The organism is Niastella soli (assembly GCF_017742245.1).
GTDB lineage: Bacteria > Bacteroidota > Bacteroidia > Chitinophagales > Chitinophagaceae > Niastella > Niastella soli.
This window is the reverse complement of record NZ_JAGHKO010000001.1, coordinates 634,652-660,484: the sequence shown is the minus strand read 5'-3', so window position 1 is coordinate 660,484 and position 25,833 is coordinate 634,652. Positions and strand designations below refer to the sequence as shown.

Annotated in this window: 23 protein-coding genes; 15 read left to right on the top strand and 8 right to left on the bottom strand. The window is 42.6% G+C overall.

Features of this window, described 5'->3' with window-relative positions; genetic code table 11:
- Nucleotides 1-36: 36 nt before the first annotated feature.
- Complete coding sequence (locus J7I42_RS02485; protein ID WP_209137188.1) at nt 37-2,472, bottom strand: DUF5686 family protein; 2,436 nt, start codon at nt 2,470-2,472, stop codon at nt 37-39.
- An 891-nt stretch (nt 2,473-3,363) separates the two neighbouring features.
- Between J7I42_RS02485 and J7I42_RS02480 the strand changes: the two genes are divergently transcribed.
- The 8 genes from J7I42_RS02480 (at nt 3,364) to J7I42_RS02445 (ending at nt 11,882) form a co-directional block, all read left to right on the top strand.
- On the top strand, nt 3,364-4,038 hold the full coding sequence (locus tag J7I42_RS02480; protein WP_209137187.1) for a hypothetical protein: 675 nt from the start codon (nt 3,364-3,366) through the stop codon (nt 4,036-4,038).
- Nucleotides 4,039-4,053: 15 nt separating this feature from the next.
- On the top strand, nt 4,054-4,353 hold the full coding sequence (locus J7I42_RS02475) for a winged helix-turn-helix domain-containing protein (RefSeq protein ID WP_209137186.1): 300 nt from the start codon (nt 4,054-4,056) through the stop codon (nt 4,351-4,353).
- A gap of 46 nt (nt 4,354-4,399) precedes the next feature.
- A complete protein-coding gene (locus tag J7I42_RS02470; RefSeq protein ID WP_209137185.1) occupies nt 4,400-4,831 on the top strand; it encodes a hypothetical protein in 432 nt (143 codons plus the stop codon).
- A gap of 40 nt (nt 4,832-4,871) precedes the next feature.
- A complete protein-coding gene (locus J7I42_RS02465) occupies nt 4,872-7,376 on the top strand; it encodes an XrtN system VIT domain-containing protein (protein WP_209137184.1) in 2,505 nt (834 codons plus the stop codon).
- The gene (xrtN, locus tag J7I42_RS02460) at nt 7,373-8,728 is read left to right on the top strand and encodes an exosortase N (protein ID WP_209137183.1); all 1,356 of its coding nucleotides are present in this window, start codon (nt 7,373-7,375) and stop codon (nt 8,726-8,728) included. The genes J7I42_RS02465 and xrtN overlap by 4 nt, the downstream gene beginning before the upstream one ends.
- A gap of 37 nt (nt 8,729-8,765) precedes the next feature.
- Nucleotides 8,766-10,349: a DUF4153 domain-containing protein gene (locus J7I42_RS02455; RefSeq protein ID WP_209137182.1), complete on the top strand. Its 1,584-nt coding sequence runs from the start codon at nt 8,766-8,768 to the stop codon at nt 10,347-10,349.
- Between the two features lie 460 nt (nt 10,350-10,809).
- Nucleotides 10,810-11,178 carry a diacylglycerol kinase gene (locus J7I42_RS02450; RefSeq protein ID WP_209137181.1) on the top strand — a complete coding sequence of 123 codons (369 nt, stop codon included), beginning with the start codon at nt 10,810-10,812 and terminating at the stop codon, nt 11,176-11,178.
- Nucleotides 11,178-11,882, top strand: coding sequence for a DUF1361 domain-containing protein (locus J7I42_RS02445; protein ID WP_209137180.1), 705 nt, complete (start codon nt 11,178-11,180; stop codon nt 11,880-11,882). Before J7I42_RS02450 ends, J7I42_RS02445 begins: the two co-directional genes overlap by 1 nt.
- Here the strand turns inward: J7I42_RS02445 and J7I42_RS35275 are convergent.
- Both J7I42_RS35275 and J7I42_RS02440 read right to left on the bottom strand, forming a co-directional pair.
- Entirely contained in the window at nt 11,872-12,000 is a 129-nt protein-coding gene (locus J7I42_RS35275; protein WP_262898091.1) for a hypothetical protein, read from the bottom strand. The two genes, J7I42_RS02445 and J7I42_RS35275, sit on opposite strands and share 11 nt — an antisense overlap.
- Nucleotides 12,001-12,082: 82 nt before the next feature.
- Nucleotides 12,083-15,616: a hypothetical protein gene (locus tag J7I42_RS02440; protein ID WP_209137179.1), complete on the bottom strand. Its 3,534-nt coding sequence runs from the start codon at nt 15,614-15,616 to the stop codon at nt 12,083-12,085.
- Nucleotides 15,617-15,688: 72 nt separating this feature from the next.
- Between J7I42_RS02440 and J7I42_RS02435 the strand changes: the two genes are divergently transcribed.
- Nucleotides 15,689-16,330, top strand: a complete 642-nt coding sequence (locus tag J7I42_RS02435; RefSeq protein WP_209137178.1) for an MBL fold metallo-hydrolase — start codon at nt 15,689-15,691, stop codon at nt 16,328-16,330.
- 64 nt (nt 16,331-16,394) lie between these two features.
- Here the strand turns inward: J7I42_RS02435 and J7I42_RS02430 are convergent, their stop codons facing one another.
- Nucleotides 16,395-17,906, bottom strand: a complete 1,512-nt coding sequence (locus J7I42_RS02430) for an oligosaccharide flippase family protein (RefSeq protein WP_209137177.1) — start codon at nt 17,904-17,906, stop codon at nt 16,395-16,397.
- A 323-nt stretch (nt 17,907-18,229) separates the two neighbouring features.
- Between J7I42_RS02430 and J7I42_RS02425 the strand changes: the two genes are divergently transcribed.
- Nucleotides 18,230-18,904, top strand: coding sequence for a hypothetical protein (locus tag J7I42_RS02425; RefSeq protein ID WP_209137176.1), 675 nt, complete (start codon nt 18,230-18,232; stop codon nt 18,902-18,904).
- Between the two features lie 156 nt (nt 18,905-19,060).
- Here J7I42_RS02425 and J7I42_RS02420 read toward each other — a convergent pair whose 3' ends face one another.
- From J7I42_RS02420 to arfB, 3 genes are read right to left on the bottom strand one after another with little or no spacing between them, the layout of a single operon-like run.
- Nucleotides 19,061-20,104, bottom strand: coding sequence for a cytochrome-c peroxidase (locus tag J7I42_RS02420; protein WP_209137175.1), 1,044 nt, complete (start codon nt 20,102-20,104; stop codon nt 19,061-19,063).
- Between the two features lie 2 nt (nt 20,105-20,106).
- Nucleotides 20,107-20,913 (bottom strand): MbnP family protein, encoded by an 807-nt coding sequence (locus J7I42_RS02415; RefSeq protein ID WP_317196220.1) that lies wholly within the window; start codon nt 20,911-20,913, stop codon nt 20,107-20,109.
- A 17-nt stretch (nt 20,914-20,930) separates the two neighbouring features.
- On the bottom strand, nt 20,931-21,338 hold the full coding sequence (gene arfB / locus J7I42_RS02410) for an alternative ribosome rescue aminoacyl-tRNA hydrolase ArfB (protein WP_209137173.1): 408 nt from the start codon (nt 21,336-21,338) through the stop codon (nt 20,931-20,933).
- Between the two features lie 31 nt (nt 21,339-21,369).
- Here arfB and dtd point away from each other — a divergent pair, with 31 nt between their 5' ends.
- The 5 genes from dtd (at nt 21,370) to J7I42_RS02385 (ending at nt 24,783) form a co-directional block, all read left to right on the top strand.
- Nucleotides 21,370-21,822: a D-aminoacyl-tRNA deacylase gene (gene dtd / locus J7I42_RS02405; RefSeq protein ID WP_209137172.1), complete on the top strand. Its 453-nt coding sequence runs from the start codon at nt 21,370-21,372 to the stop codon at nt 21,820-21,822.
- 62 nt (nt 21,823-21,884) lie between these two features.
- Complete coding sequence (locus tag J7I42_RS02400) at nt 21,885-22,211, top strand: nucleotide pyrophosphohydrolase (RefSeq protein WP_209137171.1); 327 nt, start codon at nt 21,885-21,887, stop codon at nt 22,209-22,211.
- Nucleotides 22,212-22,227: 16 nt separating this feature from the next.
- Nucleotides 22,228-22,860, top strand: a complete 633-nt coding sequence (locus tag J7I42_RS02395) for a hypothetical protein (protein WP_209137170.1) — start codon at nt 22,228-22,230, stop codon at nt 22,858-22,860.
- Between the two features lie 67 nt (nt 22,861-22,927).
- The gene (locus tag J7I42_RS02390; protein WP_209137169.1) at nt 22,928-24,367 is read left to right on the top strand and encodes a glycine--tRNA ligase; all 1,440 of its coding nucleotides are present in this window, start codon (nt 22,928-22,930) and stop codon (nt 24,365-24,367) included.
- 122 nt (nt 24,368-24,489) lie between these two features.
- Nucleotides 24,490-24,783 carry a hypothetical protein gene (locus tag J7I42_RS02385; protein ID WP_209137168.1) on the top strand — a complete coding sequence of 98 codons (294 nt, stop codon included), beginning with the start codon at nt 24,490-24,492 and terminating at the stop codon, nt 24,781-24,783.
- A gap of 146 nt (nt 24,784-24,929) precedes the next feature.
- Here the strand turns inward: J7I42_RS02385 and J7I42_RS02380 are convergent, their stop codons facing one another.
- Nucleotides 24,930-25,694 (bottom strand): ferredoxin--NADP reductase, encoded by a 765-nt coding sequence (locus tag J7I42_RS02380; protein WP_209137167.1) that lies wholly within the window; start codon nt 25,692-25,694, stop codon nt 24,930-24,932.
- Nucleotides 25,695-25,833: the final 139 nt, after the last annotated feature.

The window sequence follows — 25,833 nt, the reverse complement described above, 5'->3', positions numbered from 1 at the left end:
GTATCACTATACATCTTCTACATTTACCACTCTCTTTTAGAATTGTAATCTAAAACTTCCAAATATCCCAAAACGTTGTACACTAGATTCGGGTAGGGGCTGAGGTAATACCCGCCAAATAAAATCAACCCGCAACACTTTAAAGATATTATCTACGCCGGTACCAATTTCCAGGTACGTTTTTCCATCCAGTGATTCAAACATATAGGTAGAACCCGAAGGCATGTTCAATGCCCTGTTATCTTCAGTCAGGCTGCCCCACAATCCTTTTACTGTATAAAACTGACGGAATTTTAACTTACGCGTAAGCTCTGTAAACCGGAATATACCTGAACCGATATTATGCTCGAAATTAAAACCGGCATATTTGTCATGCAGGTATTGCCAACGGTTCATTAAGCTATAAGCATACTTGTTATAATAATAAATTTCATTACCGGGTGCTACATCCAGCAGCATAAAGGGCAGGGTGCCAAAAGTTTTGCCGGCAAATAAACTATAGTACAAATTGCCATAGGGCGATATTTTCAAATAGTCGGAAACACTGCCGCTTATTTTACTGTAATCATAATTGCTGTTCCACACACCCTTGAAGCCACGCGTATATTTAACAGATACGATCGGGTAGGGGCTGCCCAGGCTGTACCGGTAAAAATCTCCTTCCAGGAACTTCTCTAAATAAGCGAAACGTACCTGTACAGATCCTTCAAACGTATTTAATGGTTCTGTAACGCCACTACCATCATAAAATATCTCTTTTTCGGGCAGGTTCAGCAAGGGGTTGTATGTTCTGCGTGAACCATTAAGGTTAACCGATAAACCGGAATGCCATTCCTTGAACAGATCCATCTGTATTAATTCGGTCTCCATGAATTTCATAGGAACGCCAGGTTTTCTGATGGCCAACGCAAAAATGTTATCCTGGCTTACTTCATCTAAATAATTCTGACCGTAATCGATGTCTTTTAAGTACCTGGCAGAAATGTACGACCGGGGATTTCTCTTGAACAAATACATGGCATCGCCCTCGTATTTGAACTTCTGGTCTTTTGTTCCATAGGCCAGGTACCCGTGTAAATACAGGTTTTTGAACATTTTCTCATTGGTACCAAGGTCAAAGCGAAAGCGCCAGCCCTCCAGGGTATTTGCATAGATCCAGTTGTACCAGGGACCAATCTCAAATTTGCCTATATCCAGATAACCTGTTGCCAGAAAGTTGACGGTTTTAACCGCTCGTTGAAAGGCTGGCAGCTTTAACAGGGTATCAATGGTTTGATATAATTTCTGTTCGGTAGGGCTTAACTCTTCATGGCGGTTATGTACCCAAAAGCTATCCGGAGCATTATTGGCCTGAGGCGGAAAAATGGTTTCTTCTATGAGTTTGTTTTTTGCCAGCTCATTGTTTACTGAGGTGTCATTAACAACAATGTCTTTGTAGGTGGTGGTTTTTCTACCTATTGCCGATAACATCTTTTCACCGGAAAGCAGCGATAGGTCAACCACAAATTTATCTCTTGTAAGGAACCAGGTGCTGTCGTTAAGCATACTGAATTCCTGAATAAGACTAAGCCGGTTTACATAGTTCAGATTGGCGTCTTTACCCAGGCGCAGGTTCATTTTTTGAACAGCAAATGTGGTGTCATGCACCCAGCAATCACCTTCAAAAGTGTTTTGTCCCTTATGTTTGGGTATAAAGAAGAAGTGAATAAGGCGGCGGCCATTTACAAATTGCGAATCAAGCACTTTGTAATTGTAGAACGCATCCCCGTTATCACTGATGGGACTTACAAATTGTTTATCGAATACCGGAATGAAGTTGGCATAAAAGTTTACATTTTGATCAATACCACCCAGCAACTTGGAAACGCTTTCGTTGTTCACACCCATGGTTTTGGTACCTCTAAACACTTCGCGGCGGCGCATGGGATTTTTTTGGAAGTAGTAATCTGAGATGGCTTCTGTAATATACACCGGTAAATAGGGAACCCCTTCCTCCGTGGTATCGATGTTATTCAGCACAAAATTAAACTTCTTGATAAAGGGCAGGTTCTCCCATTTTTCTTTTTTGATATTCTTAAGGTCAACTTCCAGTTTGTTGTACAGCTCATAGGAGAAGTTGCGGAAGCGATAGCGGTCGTTCTGTGGTTTGTGTTTCACAATGCGTTTCCACATGAGCAGGCCGCGGTCAATTTTCTTTTTTACCACTACTGCTGCAAAATTTCCGCGTTCCATCAGAATGCTGATATCTAACACATTGTTTTTGGCTCGTGACAATAGAAAACTGTCGAATGGTAATTTAAAATCCTGATATCCTACATAAGAAATGATGAGGGTGTCAGAGGGCCATTCGTTAAAGCGAAAGCTGAAAGTTCCTGCCGAATCGCTGAGTTTGCCGGTCCTTTGGGATTTGAATTGCATAGAGGCGAAGGGGATACGTTCGTCGCTATGAGCATCTTTAACAATTCCTTTCAATATCCTGGTTTGGGCCATTGCGCTTTGGGTCAACAGTATCAACAGCAGGAGTCTAAACGGTCTAATAGGCATTTCTTATAAGGTCGGTTTGATTTCTCCGCCAAAAATACAATAACAGACAGAAAAGCATTTTGTTAAAAAAGATTAAAGCCACCAGTATCCCGGTAAAACCCGTAATATTTCGGTAAACATATAGTTTCAGAGTGCATAATTATCCTGAAAAAGGCCGAATAATGTTGTGGAAACATTATATGACAAGGCTCACTTACAGGTGTTAGTATATTTCCGCTGCTGTATAACCCAGGAAATATCTCCAGGCCAGCTAACGGAACGGTGAAAACGCTTCAAGCATAAAGATGGCTTCCGCGTCTTATCAACTAAATTAACTTGTTATACCTGATAATTTACCAATAGGTCAAAGAACTGCGTTAACGATACAAAAATACCCAATACTTCCATCCGGTTTCTTCATCATGTGACGGGCTTCGGAAACCGCTGTGACGGTCTTCGAAAAACGGTGGGACGAATGGACATTTTACCACGGAAATTTCAATTTTGGTGTGCCGGTCGGGGGAAAACGGTGGGACGAATGGTCGAAAACCAGTGACGGTTTTTATTTCCTTCGCTTTGGCTATACTGATCCTTCATTGTGCCTACACTGATCCTTCAGCCTTGGGCCTCGGGCGCCGTGGAGACAATGAGGCGGGAAAGAGAAGGAACGGTAGGGCTATAATGGTAGCAAAGAGGGGCAGTTTTACAGGATAAAAATGGCATTAGACTTTAACTTAAATAACAAAAAACTGCCATTTCAGCATATTTTTTTAAATAGACAGGAGAAAAGTTTGGAAATCTGAAAAAGGCACACTTACTTTGTTTTACAAAGTGCTTTTTATGGATAGCCAACATCCCCCGCTGGAAACCCTGCAGGATATTAAACGAATGATGGAACGGTCGTCACGCTTCATTTCCCTGAGTGGATGGAGCGGTGTCAGCGCCGGCGTATGCGCCCTGCTGGGAGCCTGGGCCGCACAGAACCGTATTTCCGGATACCTGCAAGCCATACATGGGGGGCGCGGGTATTATGAATATGGAACAGGCCGATTTGGCAGAACGGGCCAATTAGGTGATAGTGTGGCGATATTATACAATGACCTGCTGGTGATTGCCGGCATAACATTTCTGGCAGCTTTGATCTCGTCGTTTTTATTCACCCTGGCGCGTAGCCGCCGTAATGGCATCTCTATGTGGGACCGTACCGTGCAACGCCTGGCCTGGAACACTATTTTGCCCATGGTTGTAGGTGGATTGGTTATTCTGCGGGCTATGGAATGGGGATATTATGAGTTAGTAGCGCCCGGTTGCCTGATCTTTTACGGTCTGGCGCTGGTGAACGCTTCGAAATATACTTTAGGAGAGATCCGGTACCTGGGGTACGGACAACTGGTGTTAGGTATTATTAATTTGTGGACAGGAGGTTTGGGTTTGTATTTTTGGGCCGCAGGTTTTGGCATATTGCATATTGTGTATGGTGTATTTATGTGGTGGAAGTATGAACGTCAGCCCTAGTTAATAATTTACAGCATGAAGAACCCGATTGAAAATCTTAATAAAATTTTTGATAGCCGCATTCGCATGGGGGTCATGAGCATCCTCATTGTGAATGAGGAAGTGAGTTTTAATGATCTGAAACAAATGCTCGATGTAACAGATGGAAACCTGGCATCGCACATGGTAAACCTGGAAGAAAATGGATACATTAAAGTACACAAAGGATTTATTGGCCGAAAGACCAATACAACCTACTCAATTACCAGGGCTGGTGAAAAAGCATTCAAAGACCATATTGAGGCATTGGAAAATATGATCAAGGGTATGAAGTAAATTTTTTTTGTCCTTACACTTTGAAATACAAAGCACTTTTAAAATTATGAGATCCTTTTTACATCAATTAGTATTAGCGTTGGCCATCTGGGTGTTGGCTGTAATAATAAACACCGCTTTGGGCACCATCTACCTGGTTGCAATCAAATTTCTCGATGCCGCCAGTTTGGTGGCATTTGGAACTATGTACGGCGCCATTTTTTCCTTCCCCATCATGATTGCCATTCTTATTATCATTAACCGGTACGCCAGGGATCGTAAAAAAGGCATGCGGTTATTCAATACGGTTCTTACAACCAGTGTGGTGCTTACCGTAATGGTGTTTTTTATTTTCTGGAAGATGATGGGTTTAAATGGAATAATAATGGGATCAGTACTGCAATGTATAGCCATTGCTTCAGGAGTGATAAGTCTGATAACATTTTACAACAGATTGGTTAAATGCGGTGGCGATCTTAAAACCGTTCAGAAAGTATAGCCATGAAAAATAAAAACATTTGAAACCCTAAACCAATTTTATGAGCTTATATCCTACTAAAACAAAAGACGGGTTGTTTATAACCGGTCTGGTGTTAATACCAATTTCCCTTTTCTTTCTTTGTATTCCGGCGATGACCATTATGCAGCAGGATACATTGGGTTTGTTCGTCTGCAACTTTACTATAACAGTAGCCTACTTTGTACTGTTGCTGTCAAGCAACCGACTTAAAAAAGGCAGGGAAGGGTTGATGCCTCTTTTCCTGTTCCTGATCTTATTGCTGATCAGTGCTTACTCCCTAAACCGTGAAATGGTAGTTTTTGAAAATACCGTAACCTGGTTTGCCGTATTGCAGATAATACTTTGTATTAATTATATAGCATTTGCTTATTTTAAACACATCTCCCAATGGCTACAATTGGTGATGGTATTTTTACTGGGGGTATCATTGATCACCTTTTTATATATAGCCATTTATCTCTTTCCCTTATATGTGTTTAGCCTTATAGCCTCATTCGTATTAGGTATTTCAATACATGCTTTTGTTGGACTGTTGTTTGTCATTTACACAATAGTGCTGGTAAAAAGAGCAGTTGCCGGCAGCCGTATATTATTATATGCTCTTTATGGGGGTATCGGTGTTACGATAGTAACTGTTGTGGCATTTGTTTTAAGCTGGGGCATCATAACCAAAAATATCAATACAACTTACCGCCATGCAACGGTCCATGAAAATGAAGGTTGGCCTGCATGGGTATCCCTGGCCCAGCATGTACCACAAAATGGATTGACAGAAAAGGTCTTAAAGGCCGGCCTGGTGTATAGTTCATTTAGTAAAACGGATGGTTTTTTCTGGAGGGTACCTACTAAAAACTTCGGAGAAGAAAGAAAACATGATCCATTGGTAGTGATAGCTACTCTTTTCGCCGGCGAAATAAATTTAAACGAAGAGAACCGGATAAAACTCCTCGAATCAATGTTCGATTCGCGACACCAGGCACAGGAGCGCTTATGGAATGGAGACGATTTGATCACTGAGTACATTAATACTGCAGTTCGTATTTGGCCGCAATTTGGACTTGCCTATACTGAAAAGACCCTCACCGTTTCAAACATGAAGCCTGAAAGTAGTTGGAGGAACCAGGAAGAAGCAATTTATACTTTTCATTTACCAGAAGGAGCTGTAGTAACCGCCCTTTCATTATGGGTAGAAGGTAAAGAAGCCAAAAGCATATTGACCACCAAACAAAAGGCCGATTCGGCATATAAAGAAATTGTAGGGGTACAACGACGTGATCCATCTGTATTACACTGGCAGGAAGGTAATACCGTATCGGTTAGGGTATTTCCGGTGCTGGCGGGGGAGAGCAGAAAATTTAAAGTGGGCATAACAGCGCCCCTGACCCGCGCAAACGGCAAAATGAAATATGAGAACATTTATTTCAATGGTCCATCCGTTGCCTATGCAAAAGAAGCCGTTAGTTTACAATTTCAGCAATCGCCCAAAGACTTTGAAGCCCTTGCGGCTTTTACTTCCAAAAATCAACTGACTTATACGCGTTCAGGCAGCTATGATGCATCCTGGGCCATTGAACTCGCTGATCAACCGCTTAGTAATGAGGTATTTTGCTTTGATGGTAAACAGTACGCTCTTCGTCCGTATCAAAAACAATTTGAGGCGGCAAGCTTTGAAACCGTTTACCTGGATATTAACAAGTCATGGACAAAAGATGAATTCAACAGCGTCTTCGATGCGATAAAAGGAAAGAAAGTGTTTGTTTTTAATAATGAGTTGGTTCAGGTAACAAATGAAAACAAGGACGAAATTTTTGATGAATTACATGGCTTCCAGTTTAGTTTATTTCCGGTTTACCTGATTGAAAATGCCGGCACTTCGTTGCTGGTAAGTAAAAGCAACGAAGCTTCGCCCAATCTGAATGACCTTGCGGAAAGCAAATTTCTGGAAAAGGTGAAAGAATCGATGAAGGACAGTAGGAAATTGAAAATCTTCAATCTGGGCAATACCTTATCCCCCTATTTGAAAACCCTTAAAGAATACCGGGCATTCCAATATGATCATGGAACGGTAACTGATCTTCAACAAAAAATAGCCAAACGGGAGTTTGTAAAAGATATTGAAAATGATAAACTGCTGGTTATAGATAACGCCGAATTAGCGATTGTTGAAGACGAATGTAACCAGCCTGCTACGGCCCCTGATCACCTGTTGCGCCTTTTTGCCTACAATCATATTATGCAGAAAATGGGGGCCAGGTTCTCCAACACTACAAATGATACGGATGAGTTGGTGGCTGAAGCGCAGAAGGCATATGTTGTTAGTCCCGTATCGAGCCTGGTAGTATTAGAAACACAAAATGATTACGAAAAGTTTGATATTAAGGATAGCCAAAATAGTTTAAAGAATGCTTCCCTGAATTCAAAAGGGGCTGTTCCGGAACCACATGAGTGGGCGTTGATAGCCATTGCCTGCTTAACACTGGTGTATATTAAGTATTATCCTGCTAAAAAGAAAATGTTATCATGATCCAGACATTACCATTACCACTTAGAACGGATAAGTCGCAGCGAATGGCCCTGGCTTTTTTTCTGGCCTATGCAGTAATAATGGCGCTGTCGTTGCATGCTTATTTGGCCTGGCAGTCGTTACCCGTTATAATGGGCGTACTGGCATTGCCGCTGGTTACTACCTTACAGCCAGGTTATGGTAAAAAAAGATATGGTATTGTAGCGGCAATGATGGCAATGGTAACAATGTTGCTACCTGTAAATACCCTGTTATATTTCACGCTGGCTTTTGCCTGTTTGTTTATAACTGAAAGTTTTCTGGGAAGAATAAACTGGCTGCCCGTATGTATGATCTTTTTGCTATCACCAGTATTTCAATTCGCAGCCAATGTATTCAGCTTTCCTGTACGGCTGGAATTAACAAGCTGGGCAGGGCATATTATGAACGCGGTTACGGGACATGTAACCGTTGAAGGCAATATGATCATCTGTAAGGGAAATGAATTTTCTGTAGATCCGGCTTGCATGGGGTTAAATATGATAGTTACTTCCCTGTTGTTGCAATTGGTAGTGATGGCCATGTATCAACGTAAATTCAAATTACGGTTAATGTGGTGGCAGGTTACTGGTTTGTTGGCAATAACTTTTACGCTGAATGTAATAAGTAACCTGTTTCGCATCATTAGTTTGGTTTGGTTCAATATTTTGCCCGGTACTTATATGCACGACCTGGTTGGCATTGGTTGTCTGATCTTATATGTGATCGTACCTGTATTATGGCTTACACAACTGGTGATCAGGTATAAGGGTCGTGCAGTTACGCTGCAAGCTGATAAAACAACTTCTTTATCCTGGAAAAGATTGGTGGCTATTCATTTGCTATTGTTGTTGCTCGTTTGTTGGTCTGCATATACAGTTATAAGAAAAGTAAAAGCAATAAACGATACTTCTGAAACAGTTGCTGCTGTTGATGGCTATATGACAACGAGGATAACTACTGAGATAGTTAAGCTTCAGAACAGCGAATCCCTTATATATATTAAACACATACCCGGCTTTTACAATGCCGATCATCATCCTATGATCTGTTGGAAAGGAAGCGGGTATTTATTTAAACAGGTAAAACTGGAAACCATCGGTAAACAGCAGGTATACACTGCTCTTTTACAAAATGGAAAGGACCAGTTGTATACTGCCTGGTGGTATGATAACGGAATTCAACGGACCATTGATCAGTTACGCTGGCGTACTCAGATGCTGTCAGGCGCCAGGTCTTACTCTGTAGTGAATATTACAACATCAAATAAACAACAATTGATCAGGGAAATAAAAGACCTGTTTAGCGATAATAGCCTTAAACCCTTATTGTAGAAAAGCTTTATCTCATTGCATTAATATAAACCACACTATGAACAAAGATCTTGTAAAAATAATTTTAGTAACAGCAGGTGCTGTTTTATTTAACCTGGTATTCTGGAACGAAAAGCTGGCCATCAATACCGTACTGTTTGATGCGTTCTTATTATCGGCGCTGTTCTTTCTATACCCCAATGCCCGCAAATCGGCCAATGTAAACTGGTTATTGTTGGGGCACCTGGTTAGTTTGGCCATGGTGGTGGTGCACAATACCGAGCTAAGTAAGATAGCTTTTGTGGTTACCTTGTTACTCGTGGCAGGCTTTGCAGAGTATACCCATCGCTCGGCGTGGTTTGCCGGTGGTTCCATGTTGATGAATGCAGTAATGGTAGTTGCGTCATTTGTAGAACCTATTAAGGTCAATAAAGGCAAGCGAATAAAGCGCAAAGGAGTAAGCCGTTTTATCAGGTTTGCGATATTTCCTATTATCTTGTTGATTGTATTCTTTTATATTTATCGTGGAGCGAATAATGCTTTCTCTGAGATCGCAGACCGCATAGGGGCACAACTGGATCTCTTCTTTAGCCACTTTTTCGATTTCTTCTCCTGGCAACGGTTGTTATTCCTTTTACTGGGATTACTGATCACCGGTTCTTTATTACTGAAAAGCAAACTGGATTATTTCAGCGTTCGGGAAGCCCGGATGAACGATGGATTGCAACGCTTTCGTAAAACATTGCGTCAAAAAAGAAGTGGGGCTTTTTTTCAATTCGTTGAAGTAGTAATGGGTAAAATGGCCAGCGGTATGCTGGCATTGAAGAATGAGAACACCACCGGTATAATCAGCCTGGTATTATTGAACATGTTGTTGCTGTTGGTGAATATCATTGATGTGAACTTTTTATGGTTGCATTTTCAATACAAGGAAGGCTTGCCGGTATATAAAATGGTGCATGAAGGAACAGAGCTGCTGATAGTTTCCATAGTACTGGCCATGGCTATCTTATTGTTCTTCTTTAAAGGCAACCTCAATTTTTATAAACGGAACAAATGGTTGAAGTATGGTGCCTATGCCTGGATTGTACAGAATGCCATGCTGGTAAGTTCGGTTTTCCTGCGCGACTATTATTATATCCTTAAGCATGGACTGGCATACAAACGCATTGGAGTACTGTTCTTTTTGTTAATGGTATTGGTTGGACTGGTAACTGTATTCCTGAAAATATGGAATAAAAGAACAAACTACTTCCTGTTCAGGGTGAATGCATGGGCGGGTATAGTAGTGCTGGTGCTGGCTACTACAATTCACTGGGATGAATTTATTGCGGGTTATAACCTGAAAAGAAAGAATACAGTTGACCTGGATGTAACTTTTCTGCTCTCGCTGTCGGACAAAGCATTGCCCTTGCTCGACACCAATATAGTTGCATTGCAAAAACGTCAGAACGATGCGAAGGGGTTAAATACAGATAACAATTTTTCCAATTGTGATACCTGTTTTATTGAACAGTTAAAACAACGGGAAAAGCAATTTGAACAAAAGCAAAAGGGATACACCTGGTTGTCATGGAATTATGCCGATGCCTATACGAAACAATATTTCCGGAAAAAAGGCTTGATCACGTCAATTCATTAAAGCTATGTCAACTCCTTTTTCAATAGCGGTTAAGATATGGGTGAAAACCATAACGTTGGCGATTTTTATTTGTGGTATAGGAATTATACTGGAAGAGAGAGACTGGGCAATATTGTTTATAGGATTGTCAGTAATTTTTGGGTACCTGGTAACATCGCCATTATTAATAATTATTTTGCCTCTTGTAAAATGGTCATCCCGAATACCTTATGCTAACCGGGCAAAAATGGCCTGGCTTATATTTCTTCTTTTTCTGTTGTACTTTTTGATTTATACCCTGTTCATGCTTTTAACAGGCGCTATACATGGCGATTTTATAGAAGTTTTTAAGACAAAGGAAGGTGCCATTTTTATACTGAGCATAATTGTTGTGCAGTATATAGCTGTAAGATCAACCCGTACATCGCTCTATAAATTATATGATCAGCCAAAATGATCTCACGAATAAAAAATAAGTTTTATGAAGATACAGGAGTTTTCTATCCGGGCAAGAGTAAGGAGCTTCCGGTTTGCGTTGGAAGGTATTGCCGCTTTTTTTCAAAGCGAGCACAATGCCTGGTTGCATTTTATGGCAACCGTAGCGGTATTTACCCTGGCTAGCCTGGTGGGGGTTACCAAAAATGAACTACTGGCACTGGTATTTGCCATTGGGTTTGTTTGGGTGGCGGAAATGTTCAATACCTGTATTGAACGGGTCATGGATTTTGTTTCTGACCAACGGCATAAAGAAATAAAGTTTATCAAAGACCTGGCTGCGGGCGCTGTATTAACAGCTGCTTTAACGGCCCTGGCTGTTGGTGCTGTTGTATTCATTCCTAAATTATTTTAATGATGAAAGTAGCGCAAATGAAACCTATCAGTAAGCCTTATCGCTGGATGTTCTTCAATACACCCCTAAATGAAATAGACCGCATGCTTACCCTGTCAATGGGGTTTAGCATAGCATTGGTGATGGCCCGTATTGTGTATACAGATAAGTTCACATTTATTTGGCTTATCTGGAATTTATTCCTCGCCTGGGTGCCCTATGTAATATCGTCCTGGCTGCAAAAGCAAACAGAAATGCAGGAACAGAAGTGGAAGTTTTTTGCCATTGCGGTCATCTGGTTGTTGTTCATACCTAACTCGTTTTACATTTTGACCGATCTTTTTCACCTGGGTAAATTTCACAATGTACCCAACTGGTTCGATCTTACCCTGATCATTTCATTTGCCTGGAATGGGTTACTGTTAGGTGTATTATCGGTAAGGCAAATAGAAAGAATGGTACAGAAATACTTTCCTGGTAAACATGAGTTGGTTTTCATTTTTCCCATTATGTGGCTGAATGCAATAGGTGTCTATATTGGCCGCTATCCACGATTCAATAGCTGGGATGTAGTTACCAATCCGATTGGTTTGTGTGCTTATTTAGTTAAGATGATCTGTCATCCTGTTCAGTATGTATATGCCTGGGGCATGGTGGCCTGTTTCTCTGTATTCATGACGCTTGTATACCTCACTATAAAAAGGATAAGCAAAGCTATTCATTGATCCCGCCGCTATACCCTTTCAATATAGCGGTTGGTTTATCCACAAACAGGCGCTGTGTTCCCATAGCGCCTTCATTTGGCTCCTCTGATACTTTCAATAAAAAAGCCTCCCGATACATCGGGAGGCTTTGAATTTTATGATTTGTCTTTGCTTTGCCCGCCGAAGCTTTAGCGTAGGAGGGCCGTCTGCCTTCTGCCGTATTAGAAATCAACACCCATGGCAAAGTGCAGGTAGGGTTTGTCTTTGAAGAACGTATTCATTTCCCAGCCACAATCGAGGCGAAGGAAATATCCCAGCAGCGTGCTGCGTGCACCAAATCCATAACCCCCGATAAATGGTCCAATACCACCGGCTTTTATCAGCACCTGAGCTCCGGGAGCTTCACCATACACCACTTGCGGGCGTGCCAGTTTATTATACTTACCATTCCAGGCACTGCCCAGGTCAAAAAACTGAATAACCTGGAAGTTACGGAGGAAGGCATTATTGATCGGTTTATTGAACAGGGTAGAAAATACCGGTAAACGGAACTCACTGTTCAGTACTATGTTGTTATTACCGTTGGCTACGTTTTGTGGGAAGCCACGCATGTTAACAGCCAGTGACTGGAAGGCATAGTCTGGGTCCTGAGGTCTGGGGTTCACACTGTATTTAGGGAACATCCAGGCATCAACACCACCCAGGTAATAAATGATCTTCTGGCTACCCCACGAGAAGTCGCCCGATGCCCGGCCAGCCCAGATAAAGTTGCGGTAAATGGGATAGTAATAACGGCCATCAAACCCGAAGTTATAGGTAAAACGACCGGGTTTAACAGTGGTAACAACTGATGGTTTACTGATCTGTCCATCTATGTCCATGTAGATCTTGTACCGCAACCCATTATAGATGTTGGTAGCTTTTAAGATAGCATCATCGTGAATATATTCTATCCGGGTTACTGCAAAGGTCTGTTTGTTTACATCAGGCACTTTTAAAGTAAACGTATCACCAATCAAGCCACGCACTACTACTCTGTCGGTACGGATACCGCCCGAAAAACGGATGCTGCGTACCCTGTCGAACGGATATTTTATCACACCCTGAAACAGGTTGGTTATTGATTTTCCTTCATAGGGGATAGCAGTACCGCCTATATTTTGCACATAACCCAATTCGGTACGGCGATAGTAGAGCAATGAATAATCCAGGCGTTTTTTAAGATAATCAGCACGCGCGAACCATTCACCACCACCATCGAACAGGGATTGGTTAGTCGGTACAAACACACTGGCGCCGCTGCCGCTTACCTGGGTACCGTTTCCGGTACCGCCAATCAGGGGCAGACGCATAGCACCGGTAAAGCGAATGTCTTCAAACAGATCGAAGATGGATGCTTTCAGCATTCCATTGAAAGCGCCACCACTTTGCAACATGATCGGTAAGGCCCCTGTATAAGGTTGATAACGGCTTATAAGAACGTCGTTATTGAAACCACCGGAGAAGTTATCTACAGAGAATTTCAGCTTATAATCGAATCGCTTGGCCTTTTTCAGGATCGACTCTTCGCCTTCTTTTGGTGCAGCAGTGGCTGGTACCACAGGTGGTATTATGGTCGGGTTTGTTGTAGGCGGTTGTTGTGGCTGCTGTTGTTGTTGAGCACTGTCTTTTTTCTCCTTTTCAAATCCGGTCTCAAAAATGTCCGTGATCTTCACTGGTTCCTGTTGCTTTTCCGGAGTTGGCTTAAACTGGATGGCTGCTCCGCTTGCCGCCTGTTCGGCTATAATGGTCTTGCGCCGGTATTCAGTAGGTCTTACATTCAGATTGCGCTTCTTTAAGGTAGCGTCGTCTACTTTCAGCCGGTATAAGAATTTCAGATTTCCCTGTTGTCTTACCTCACTCACCTGGCCATTATAACCTGCGATCTTTGTTTCAAGCAGGGCGCTTTGGTAGTTGGTAATGGGGAATGTATAGGCAGAATCTTTTGTTACAGAGAAAGTGAACACAGAATCAGGTTCAGTTTTACCCCAGGCTTTCAATGTTGAATCGATCTCCAGTTGATCGGGGTTACGCAATACCTGATCGCCAACCAGTACAACGGTATCCAGCCCTGCACGCTGCGTGCTGAAGAAGCCGGCAAAACGGTTTGAGATACCGGTTTCATCACTTACAAAAGTGAAGTGATAAGTATTGTACTGCATGGGGAAACGGGCATTCCCATACTTCATTTTCGTTAACTGGGTAATTTGCCTGAATTCGCTTTTGTTATAATTGTCGGCCAGGAAAATATTATAACGTTGGGATGCAACAGCTGTATCGCCTCCTTTGGTTGTGGCATCGGGCCGGTTGCTGGAGAAAATGATACCGGTTTTATTGGGGAAGGCCACAAAGCTGGCATCCAGGTCGGCATAGCTGTCATTGGTTAGCTGCTCGTAGGTATCCTTTTCAATATTGTAAATGTAAAGGTCCGATTGGCCATTGCGAACAGCGCTAAACAACAGGGTGTTGGAGTTCAGCATAAACTCCATGCTCTGTATCTGTTCAAAATGAGGTATGTCCTGTTTTATCCGTTTAAAACGGGCCACCATGTCGTATACAAACAAATGGACTTTGCCTTCAGACCAGTAAACACAGGCCAGGCGGGTGCCTTTACCGTCCCAGGACAGCAGGGGGTAGTTGGGGTTTATTTCGTTCTCATTTGAGCGGACCCCTATATTCAACAGCACTTTTCTTTCAGTCATATTATCCCACAACACAACGCGGTATTTCCCTTTTATAAATTCCACCACTGCATAGGTTTGACTGCGGGGAGCGGGATTTTGCGTGAAATGGAGGAAGTCTTTATTGTGGGTCACTTCTTCAACAATGGCCACGGTCCCTTTGGGGATATCGCGCCGGCCACGGAGGTCTTTTTCATACAGCTCTGTTCGTTCATTCATGAAATCTTTCAGCACTTCCTTGAACTTCTTTTTGCAAATGCGTTGCGAGGCGCTGTTAAGGTTACGGTAAACACGCGACAGGTATAAAAAGTAGGTGACGTTCTCTTTTTTATATTTTTCTGCAATGTATTGCCAGAAGGCATGACCAGCCAGAAGAGGTTTTTCATACGCTAACTGGTAAAAATTCGTGTATTCACCAGAAAGCAGCGCCAGTTTTAGTTCATTATCGTAAGATGGGCTCCATTCTTCGGCTACATAATCCACATATCCGTCAACCAGCCATTTGGGAAGATCGAGGAGGGCCTGGTTGGTGGCAAACTCCCCCAGGTCGTCGCCAAAAAGAATATTATCAACCAGGATGCGGGCAATACCCTGGCGTATCTGTTTACGTAAATTGGCATGGTCGCCATCGTAATAGATCACCACTTTGTTATTTACCAGTTTGGTAAGACCTCCGGTTGTTTGCCAGTCAAGGGAGAGGCCAATGTTGGATTGTAGTAATTCGTCAAAATGATTATATATAACAATATTGGCGCGGCGTTGCAGGCCATATTCAACAAACTGTTCCAAAGCGGGTAACTCGGTTTCAGCCACTTGGGCTACATAATTGGCAATTGCCTGACCATTTTCATAGAAGTAGGTATTGAAATTGGTAGATTGATAATATTGCCATTTGAATTTACGGTACTGAACCCGGTTTTTTCCAAATTCCACAGTATTCACCTGGGCGAATAGTACGGTTGGCAGCAACAAGGTAAGTAACAAAGGAAAGGAAGAAAATACTTTTGTCTTTGGCTGAATCTGTTGAAATTGCATAGCCTGTCTTTATATCTTTTAAAGTTAAAACAATCCATAATACCGCGAAAATCAATTATAAAAGGTACCAGTATGCTTACAGTGACGTCTTTTACATTTAGCCCGGTTCAGGAAAATACGTATGTGGTGCATAACGAGTCCGGGGAGTGCTGCATCATTGATCCCGGCTGTTATTTCGGTAACGAACGTAATGAGCTGAAAGAATTCATACAATCTTCCGGCCTAACGCCTAAATATTTGTTAAATACCCATTGCCACTTAGACCACGTATTCGGAAACAAATTCGTTCATGATACCTGGGGGCTAACCCTTCACCTGCACGAAAAAGAAAAGCCTGTTCTGGACTATGCCCCAACGTCTGGAATGTCCTGGGGGTTGCCTTTCGATAATTATAAGGGCGACCTTATATTTTTACGCGAAGGTGATACCATACCGTTGGGTAATGATGCGTTTAAAGTACTTTTTACACCAGGTCATTCGCCTGGACATATAGCATTTTATTGTCAGGCGCAGCAGTTTGTTTTGGGGGGCGATGTATTATTCCGTGAGAGCATTGGGCGAACCGATCTCCCGGGCGGAAATTTTGAGACCCTTATTAACAGCATTCGCAATCAGTTATTTGTTTTACCAAAAGAAACCGTGGTTTTACCCGGACATGGCCCGCAAACTACTATCGGTTATGAAAAAGAACATAACCCATTCCTGCAGGGGTAAAAACGGCTGAACGGTTCAAATAAAAGAGCAAATGCTATATATGATCGAGGCCTGTTGTAAGGCCTTAAATGAATTTGTAGATCAGCTTTCCCACATAGGGCAATTTGCTGAACTCCTTACGTTCAACACGTAAAATAAATACGATGTAACCTAATGTAAACACTGTAGCCAGTGAAAGGCTTATCCATTCTTTGGGCCACCAGCCTATAACGGCATGATGTACCAGGTATATAATGGCCACAATGATCATATAGGCACAAAGCTTTTTAGCAGCATAGGGGATGGGATATACTTTTTGTCCCCATATATATGAAATAGCCATCATGCTGCCATAACAGAAGAACGTAGCCCAGGCGCAGGCCATATAACTGTACCGGGGAATAAAAATGGCATTTATGATCAGGGTAATGGCGGCTCCCACGAACGTGATCATGGCTCCCGCCGAGGTCTTTTGCGATAACTTATACCAGATACTTAGGTTGTAATATATGCCCAGGAACATATTGGCTAAAAGTAATATAGGCACTACTGCAAGACCCGTCCACATTTCTTTATTCCGGATAAACTGTTTCCAGATATCAAGGTAAAGGGCCACCATCAGGAACATAACCGAAATGGTGATCACAAAGAATTTCATAACCCGGGCATAGGTTTTTGGTGCATCTTCCTGTACCGATTGTTTAAAGAAAAAGGGTTCTGCGCCCATGCGGAAAGCCTGTATGAACAGGGTAATAAGAATAGACAATTTATAGCAGGCACTATAGATGCCCACTTCGGTACGGGCGGCTTCCACCGAGTGGGTGGGCGCCCACCAACCCAGCATAATACGGTCAAAGGTTTCGTTGATCATTCCGGCAAAACTGGCAATTGCTATGGGCCAGGCATAGATCATGATCTGCTTCCACATGGAATAATTGAATTTCAGCTGAAAGCTGAATAACTCCTTTCTTAAGGCCACCAGTTGGTAAAAGGCTGAAACGGCATTTCCCAGCAGGATATAACCAACCCCGAAATTTTTATTATATATCAATAAAAGCGGGCTATTGGCATTTTTCTCCAGCAGTCTGGGACAAACCGATAAAAAGAAATATACGATAGCGATGTAGATCAGGATAGTTGTTACCCGGACCATGGCAAATTTTACCGGGCGGTTTTCCTGCCGCAGTTTGGCAAAAGGCAGGGCTGATAATGTATCACAGGCAATGATAAACACACTTATGGTAATATATTCCGGATGGTCCTGGATAGAGATCAGGTGAGCGAAGTCGCCGTGGAAAATCAGCAGCAGGACCGACAGAAAAATAGTGCTGGAAAAAACAGAAATGGAAAGTGTATTATAAATGTCGGATGCGTATTCATCTTTCTGCACAAACCTGAAATAGGCCGTGTCTATCCCAAACAGGAACAGGGTACTTAAAAAGGGCACAGCTGCATATACCAGGCTCATTTCCCCGAAACCCGCACCACTTAATTTATAAGTCAGGTACGGAGTAAGCAAATAATTCAGGAAACGGGAAAAAATTGTACTGACCCCATACCACAATGTTTGCCCGGCTAATTTTTTAATACCGCTCAATGAATTGAAATTTATTAAGATTAAGGGTCAAAATTAAGGGTTCAGCCATAATAACCCCGCACCAGCCGCCTGTTTATACAGGATATAGGCCAGAAATAACAATTAGAACACCATTAAAAGCCGGATTTTATATGTAAACATTGATTATCAAGGCGTCATCAGCGTCCGTTTTACAGATTTTACAGGATTGGACCGGGTAAATATGAAAGGCAGATTAAAATCAGGCGTTTAAAACGCCCGAAATTGTGTATATGTTTTTCTACTGGTTACTCTTGTTATCTTTGGCCCCTGATTGTATATTTAAGCATCAAAATCCGATCCCGATGAAAGTATCTTTACCATTAATGGTCCTCGTAACCGTTATAACAGTAAGCACTCCTGTATTTTCGCAATCCGGCGAAACAAAAATTGAATTCCAAAAAGGCGATAAAGTATCCGCAATCATCGAATTACCTTACTCAGCCAGAGTAGTGGAAGAAGCTATCCAGCAATGGATGGAGAAAAAAGGCGGTAAAAGCGACCGCGTCAAAAGTTTTGACGTATTTCGCAATACCCGTTTGGATAAAGATGAGCCTGAAATTGTTGATGTGTATTACAAGGTAGATCGCAAGGTGGCGAAAGACAAGGAAACGGCTACCGTATACCTGCTTATTGGCCGCCCCGGTGAAAATGTAGGCCTCCGTACCGAAGATGACCACTTTAAGATTGCTGAATCAAAGGAACTATTGAATAAAATGGCTCCTTATATCGATGCGTATAACCTGGAAGTACAGGTAAAATTGCAGGAAGAAGTGGTGAAGAAATCAGAAAAAAAACTGCTGAACCTGAAAGATGATCAGTACGACCTGGAGAAGAAAATTAAGAACCTGCAAGACAAGCTTGCCCAGAACAAGAATGATCAACAAGTGCAAACCGATGACCTGAATCGCCAGAAAGAAGCGTTGAATGTTATCCAGAATAAAAAGGATACCAGCCAGGGTAAGTTGAGCAAACAATAAGTTGATTGGTTAATAAGAAGAAGCGTTTTTTTAAATAGTTGTAAGTCCCGACGGCCCCCGTCGGGGCTTTTTTTTTCTCCTCGCCCGCCGAAGCTTTAGCGTAGGCTGGGTCGCCCGCCGAATCCCCGGCTGGCGAGTAGGAGGGCCGTCTGCCGGCTACGGTTGAGAAAACCGGGTATCGTTTATAAAAGAAGAATCGGTAAGTGTTTTCAGAAACTCAAGCAGGTAAAACTTTTCTGCATTGGTAAGCGGGATCTTATTTTTTAACAGCGGATCTAGCGTGGGACCATTCTGTACACCACTGCTGTAATGGTCCAGCACGCTGGTAATGGAAGAAAAGCGGCCATCGTGTTCATAGGGAAAAGTAAGCGCCACATTGCGTAAACTGGGTACTTTAAACTTCAATGAATCGGTGCGATTATTGGTGATACGCATTCTGCCATAATCCTTGATAAACGGGTCAAGCGGTAACCCTACGTTGCGAAAACTATGATCAGTGAACAGTGGCTCCGGGTGACAGCTGATACATTTCGATTGAAAAAGGGTATATCCGTTTTGTTCCGTTTGCGAAAAGTTGGCCGAACCCTGTTTTACTTTATCATATTTTGAATTAGCCGATACCAGCGAAGTTACAAACTGGGTAATGGCAAATAACATCCGCTGGGTGTTGATGGTGTCAGAGCCAAAGGCAGCCGTAAACATTTTTTTATACTCCTCATCCTGCTGTAGTTTGCTGATCACAGCATTAATGTTTTCGGCCATTTCATTGGGTGCCGTCAGGGGGGCCAGGGGTTGTACCTCTATATTGTTAATACCGCCATCCCAATGCATTTCTTTATTCCAGGCCATATTGAACAGGCCCGGTGAATTGCGCAGGGTGAACTGGTTATCAAAACCATGGCTGAGCGGGTGATCGAACGTGGCAAAGGCGGCAAACTGCTGGTGGCAGGAGGCGCAGGGGAAATTTCCGTCTTTTGACAGCTTGCCATCATAAAATAATTTCCTGCCCAGTTCAACCCCTTCCTGAGTAAGGGGATTGCCGGTAAAGGAGTATTGCGGGGCAGGAAATCCTGCTGGTTGAGGCAGCGTAAGCGGGTGAGGCCCGCTGTTTCCCTCGCCTGATTTTTTATTACAGGCATTTACCAGCAGGCATCCTAAAAAAAGCAATAAACAAAGTCTTATAGTCCATCTAACAGTCACTGCTATGGTTCGTTATACACTGAATCTATGGTAAATCCTTTTGATCCATAATTCTCTGCAACCTGTGTTGCCAAAAGACCAGGAGTCGCTATCACGGGGTTGTCGGCAATTTTTATATCCCAGGGTTGGAAGAACCAGGCATTGGCATCGCAGGTAATATACACAATGCTCTCTTTGCCGGGTTTCATATCCAGGTTTGTCGGAAATGGAAATAATCTAGGTATAGTTTTACTTACATTCTCCTCGCCTGAAAAACCGCCAATGTGATATTCAAATCTACCGGTGGGCGATTTGGGTGAAGTTCCCTCCAGCTTGGCCATAATGTAACCGGTATTCCAGTTCCAGAACATGCCCTTGGCTGGATCCAGCGCATCGGTTTGAGCACCGCCTACATTCTGGGCGCTGTCAACTCCAATGGTGAATGAAAAACGGTTATACACATATGGTGCAATAGTGATCTTTATTTCCATAGTGGTAGTATCGGAAAAGTCCACCAGGTAGTATTTATCTTTAGCCAGTTTAAATATTTTGCCCGAGTCGGTATTTTCCAATTGAAAATTATGAATGTAAAACTTGAAACCGGTAGGTGTATAATCTTCTTTAAAATAATTTTTATAGGTTTTACCCAGCACAAGGGGTACTGAATCAAAGGACACAACGGGTTTAAACCTCAGGACAAGGTTGTGGTCTTTCTCAGGTACTTTGTCAAAATGTAATTCTTTCTGGCACGAAAAAACTGCCGTTACGAATAGTAATCCAAAGCAAATTTTGGGCAAATGAACTCGGTGCAAAGGATGAGTCAGTTTCATAGCATTCGGTGTTACGCTTACAAATCGCCGGGTCGGAATTTTCGGCGGTTCTTTTTGTGTTGTGATTGTTTCTGTTTAGAATCAAGCCGCTTTTCTTTAGCTGCTTTACTAGGTTTTGTGGCGATACGTTTTATTTCTTTCTTTAAAGCCTGCGTTATTAACGCATTCATTTTTTTTACCACTTCTTCCTTGTTCGACAACTGGCTGCGGTGAATCTGGCTCTTCACTTGCAAAAACCCTTCCGAATTTATCTTTGCAGCCAATTTCTTTTGAACAATCCCTTTTTGTTCTTGGTTTAAAATCAGTGAGTTAGATATGTGAAAATATCCTTCCACCATGGTCTCTACCTTATTAACGTTCTGCCCCCCTTTTCCACCGCTACGTGCAGTTTGAAATTCCATTTCTTTTGAAACATCTATCTTCATTGCACAAAGGTAAAATTAATTTATAGGTACTATGCGAGCGGTAATACAACGGGTAACTTCAGCGAATGTTGTGATCAATAACAATGTACGGTCATCTATTTCAAATGGTTTGCTCATTTTGGTAGGAATTGAAGACAGTGATACAACCGAAGATCTTATATGGCTAAGTGCTAAAGTGGTTAACCTGCGCATCTTTAACGATGCAGATGGGGTAATGAATGAATCGATAAAGGACCAGGGCGGCGATATCCTGGTGGTAAGCCAGTTCACCCTGCATGCCTCCACCAAAAAAGGGAACCGGCCCTCCTATATCAAGGCCTCAAAACCCCCTGTTGCCATCCCGTTATATGAACAATTTGTTCAGCAGTTACAAACCGACCTGGGTAAACCGGTTTTTACGGGTGAGTTTGGCGCCGATATGAAAGTATCTCTTTTGAACGATGGGCCCGTTACCATAGTAATTGATACAAAGAATAAAGAATAATCTTAATTTGAAATCAATCTGCCGAAATCAACTTAATACCCCAGCGCAAAAATCAATAAACTATGGACATAAAAGAAGCACAACAACAGGTTGACCACTGGATAAAGACAGTAGGCGTTCGATATTTCAGTGAACTAACCAATATGGCTATTCTTACCGAAGAGGTAGGCGAGCTGGCACGTATCATGGCCCGTAAGTATGGAGATCAGTCGTTCAAGGAAAGCGATAAAAATAAAGACCTGGCCGATGAAATGGCCGATGTATTATGGGTGCTTATCTGCCTGGCCAACCAAACCGGTGTTGACCTTACCGAAGCCCTGCATAAGAATTTTGAAAAAAAGAATATCAGGGATGCCACCCGGCATAAGGATAATGAAAAATTGAAATGATCGTTTTACCCCTTACATGGCTTTTATTTACAAGCAATACCAGGAACCTACTCCCGAAGAGAAAATGCAAAGGGCCATGAAGCAGCCCCTGCCATTTCATGTTTTGCTAGATAAAACGCTGGCTTTATCGGCTGCCATCATTTTCGTGGTGCTTGTCGCCCATGGCTATCAATATTATTCCAAGGCGGATTGTGTTAATGAAAACAACCTGGAAACGATTCCGCAATGCATTACCGAACCGGTAAAGCATGAGCGCCTGGGAGAAAAGAACCCCGTTTATTCCTATACTTTTAAATTCAGGGGGCACAACCTGGAATGCCGGTTTTATGATACTTATTACGATTATGCTCCCAATGCTTCCCTCCTTTCAACCCTCGTGGAGGGCGACACGGTAACTGTTCAAATAGATAAAGCCAACCTCGGCTTTTTCAACAACCAATATAGTGAAGGGCGTATTGAACTGTTAAATGTGACCCTTAAAAATGATTTTTTAGTTGATCACAGCTACCGGAATGCCTGCTTCAATAGTGCCCATAGAAATGATTATTTTGTATTCCTGATTGCATTTATGGCTATTATACTCCTCATTTTATTGAAAATTTTATTAAAAAAAACGCACGCCTTCGGACTGTTCCCTGCCAGAGAGTAATTCCGGGTAATAAGTCTTGTCAACTTGTTAACCTTATTATCTGATCAACTATTATATTTGCATCCTTATGGCAACAGATAACAACAGGTTCCAGGCAATTATTGCGCATTGCAAAGAGTATGGGTTTATTTTTCAGTCCAGTGAAATATATGATGGGCTTAGCGCCGTATATGACTATGGTCAGTGGGGTAGCGAGTTAAAGAAAAATATCCGGGATTACTGGTGGAAAAGCATGACCCAGATGCATGAGAACATTGTTGGTATCGATGCGGCTATTTTTATGCATCCTACCACCTGGAAGGCCAGTGGGCACGTGGATAATTTCAGCGATCCCATGATCGATAATAAAGACAGCAAAAAACGCTACCGCGTTGACCACCTGATTGAAGCCAAGGCCGATGAGTGGGAAAAAGAAGGGAAGAAAGCGGAGGCTGATGCCTTGCTGGCTGAAATGGATAAATTGCTGGTAGCCAACGACTACGATGGCCTAAAAAAGCTTATTGAAGACAATAAAATAAAATGTACGGTAAGCGGTACCGGCAATTGGACTGAAATTCGTCAGTTTAACCTGATGTTCAGCACCCAGCTGGGCAGCGTATCGGAAGAAGCCAGCGAAATTTACCTGCGCCCCGAAACCGCCCAGGGAATTTTCGTAAACTTCCTGAATGTACAAAAAACCGGACGCATGAAAATACCTTTTGGTATTGCACAAACCGGTAAAGCATTTCGTAACGAGATCGTGGCCCGTCAGTTCATCTTCCGCATGCGGGAGTTTGAACAGATGGAAATGCAGTTCTTTGTTCGCCCTGGCACTCAAAAAGAGTGGTACGAATACTGGAAAGAAGCGCGTATGAAATGGCACCTGAGCCTGGGTATTGCAAAGGAGAAATACCGTTTTCATGACCATGCCAAACTGGCCTTCTATGCCGACGCAGCCTGCGATATAGAATATGATTTCCCAATAGGTTTTAAAGAGGTTGAAGGTATACACTCCCGTACTGATTACGATTTGAGCAAACACCAGGAATACAGCAAAAAGAAAATGCAGTATTTCGATCCGGAGGTCAATCAGAACTATATCCCATACGTAATAGAAACATCAATTGGGCTCGATAGAACCGTTTTGATGGTATTAAGCGAGGCCTACTCAGACGAAGACCTGAGCACTCCTGAAAAACAGGACAGCCGCGTGGTGTTGAAATTCCCTCCCAAGCTGGCCCCTATAAAACTGGCCATTTTACCATTGGTGAAAAAAGATGGGTTACCGGAAATAGCCCGCGAGATCATGGATGACTGTAAGGCGCATTTCCGTTGTTTTTATGAGGAAAAAGATACTATTGGAAAGCGTTATCGTCGTATGGACGCGATCGGTACACCGTTTTGTATCACTATTGATAAACAAACCAAAGAGGATGGCACTGTAACTATCCGTCACCGCGATTCCATGCAACAAGATCGTATTCCTGCGAACCAGGTCCGGGAATTTGTGCAGAAATACCTTGTGTAATAACGACATAAATATTGGGTTAATAAAAATTCTTATATAGGAAAACTACTCTTTTAATTTATGCACATACTTGTATTTTTGTAAGTACCTTAAAAACCAGGTGAAAAAAGATGGGGGGAACTATGCTACTAATCAAACTATCTATCGACGTATCGATGCTGGTAGGCATCGTAGTGGCAGCATTTGCCACGGGTTTCTTACTCCGGTCTTCGCAATTAAGAAGACAAAAGAACCGGGTAGAGGAACTGGAAAAAGAAATGATGGCTAGCCATGCCGAAATTCTTGAATTGCAACAGGAAAGGCTTAAACTGGAAAAGCAGCTGCAAGGCGCCTCTAACATTCCGGTTATCCCTATCACAGCCAAAGAAGAAAAGAAAGCAGATAAGCTTCAGGACAAATCAGTAGGTAATAAGTAAGTATTCGTCTTTCCTTCGTTCGCGTTTTTGTCCCTTTGCCCGCACTATTTGAATCAACATCCTTTGTAATATCCCGGGGAAGTCATCATTCCCAAAACTTGATGAATCACGTCATTTTAAAATGATGGTGACAGGCATTCCTTTGTCTATCCATATAATTCCAGGTGTATGGTTTTACGGTCATAGCCCAGGTCCTGTATGCGTTGTTTGGCTTCATCGATCATGTTCTTCCAGCCACATAAATAAAAATAGGCAGGTTTTACTAGCGATGGGGCCGCATTTGCCTGTGGGCTATTGGACCTGATTATTTCCTCGTATATGGAATGCACGTATCCCGTGCGTATCAGATGATTATAATTTTCGGGCACTTCCCGCGAATAGGTAGGCAGGTATTGAAAGCTGGTCACTTTTTCCGACAGCTCCTGCAATTCATTCCCATACAGGTTATCGGTAAGTTTTCTGCATCCAAAGATCAGGTATATGCTCTGGTGGGTGATGTTATGATTTAAAATATGATGGGCCATAGACCGGAAGGGAGCTATACCGGTACCGGTGCAAATAAAAAACAGGTCCCGGTCAATTGGTTCGGGTAAGGTAAACTTGCCCTGCGGGCCGCGGAACGTCAGTTCATCCCCCTCTTTTACCTCATTAAAAAGCCAGGTAGTGCCAGCGCCGCCCTCCAGTAAAACAATCACCAGTTCAAACACATTCGAGCCATCGGGCCAGGAGGCAATGGAATAACTGCGCCACCGCTTATTAGGTTTCTCATGAATAGGAAGGTCAAGCGTTACAAACTGGCCAGGCTCAAAATCGAACGCTTGCATTTCAGGCACTTCAATCCAATACCGTCTTGTATTACTGGTTTCATTTACAATTCGAATAACTTTTCCAGTGTGCCAGGTTAATGACATATGGCTAGCAATTTTTAATAACTTAAGTTACTGGATTTATTTCAGCGGGCAAAAGGCAACTGTAAGGGGGAAAGGGCAGAAGGCAGACGGCAGAAGGCAGAAAGAATACACCACGACGCGGTAATTGCCAGTGACGGGA

Coding starts and splice junctions, on each gene's coding strand:
- J7I42_RS02480 (WP_209137187.1), top strand. CDS start 3,364: ATGGATAGCCAACATCCCCCGCTGGAAACCCTGCAGGATATTAAACGA.
- J7I42_RS02475 (WP_209137186.1), top strand. CDS start 4,054: ATGAAGAACCCGATTGAAAATCTTAATAAAATTTTTGATAGCCGCATT.
- J7I42_RS02470 (WP_209137185.1), top strand. CDS start 4,400: ATGAGATCCTTTTTACATCAATTAGTATTAGCGTTGGCCATCTGGGTG.
- J7I42_RS02465 (WP_209137184.1), top strand. CDS start 4,872: ATGAGCTTATATCCTACTAAAACAAAAGACGGGTTGTTTATAACCGGT.
- xrtN (WP_209137183.1), top strand. CDS start 7,373: ATGATCCAGACATTACCATTACCACTTAGAACGGATAAGTCGCAGCGA.
- J7I42_RS02455 (WP_209137182.1), top strand. CDS start 8,766: ATGAACAAAGATCTTGTAAAAATAATTTTAGTAACAGCAGGTGCTGTT.
- J7I42_RS02450 (WP_209137181.1), top strand. CDS start 10,810: ATGAAGATACAGGAGTTTTCTATCCGGGCAAGAGTAAGGAGCTTCCGG.
- J7I42_RS02445 (WP_209137180.1), top strand. CDS start 11,178: ATGATGAAAGTAGCGCAAATGAAACCTATCAGTAAGCCTTATCGCTGG.
- J7I42_RS35275 (WP_262898091.1), bottom strand. CDS start 12,000: ATGTATCGGGAGGCTTTTTTATTGAAAGTATCAGAGGAGCCAAATGAA.
- J7I42_RS02440 (WP_209137179.1), bottom strand. CDS start 15,616: ATGCAATTTCAACAGATTCAGCCAAAGACAAAAGTATTTTCTTCCTTT.
- J7I42_RS02435 (WP_209137178.1), top strand. CDS start 15,689: ATGCTTACAGTGACGTCTTTTACATTTAGCCCGGTTCAGGAAAATACG.
- J7I42_RS02425 (WP_209137176.1), top strand. CDS start 18,230: ATGAAAGTATCTTTACCATTAATGGTCCTCGTAACCGTTATAACAGTA.
- J7I42_RS02415 (WP_317196220.1), bottom strand. CDS start 20,913: ATGAAACTGACTCATCCTTTGCACCGAGTTCATTTGCCCAAAATTTGC.
- arfB (WP_209137173.1), bottom strand. CDS start 21,338: ATGAAGATAGATGTTTCAAAAGAAATGGAATTTCAAACTGCACGTAGC.
- dtd (WP_209137172.1), top strand. CDS start 21,370: ATGCGAGCGGTAATACAACGGGTAACTTCAGCGAATGTTGTGATCAAT.
- J7I42_RS02400 (WP_209137171.1), top strand. CDS start 21,885: ATGGACATAAAAGAAGCACAACAACAGGTTGACCACTGGATAAAGACA.
- J7I42_RS02395 (WP_209137170.1), top strand. CDS start 22,228: ATGGCTTTTATTTACAAGCAATACCAGGAACCTACTCCCGAAGAGAAA.
- J7I42_RS02390 (WP_209137169.1), top strand. CDS start 22,928: ATGGCAACAGATAACAACAGGTTCCAGGCAATTATTGCGCATTGCAAA.
- J7I42_RS02385 (WP_209137168.1), top strand. CDS start 24,490: ATGCTACTAATCAAACTATCTATCGACGTATCGATGCTGGTAGGCATC.
- J7I42_RS02380 (WP_209137167.1), bottom strand. CDS start 25,694: ATGTCATTAACCTGGCACACTGGAAAAGTTATTCGAATTGTAAATGAA.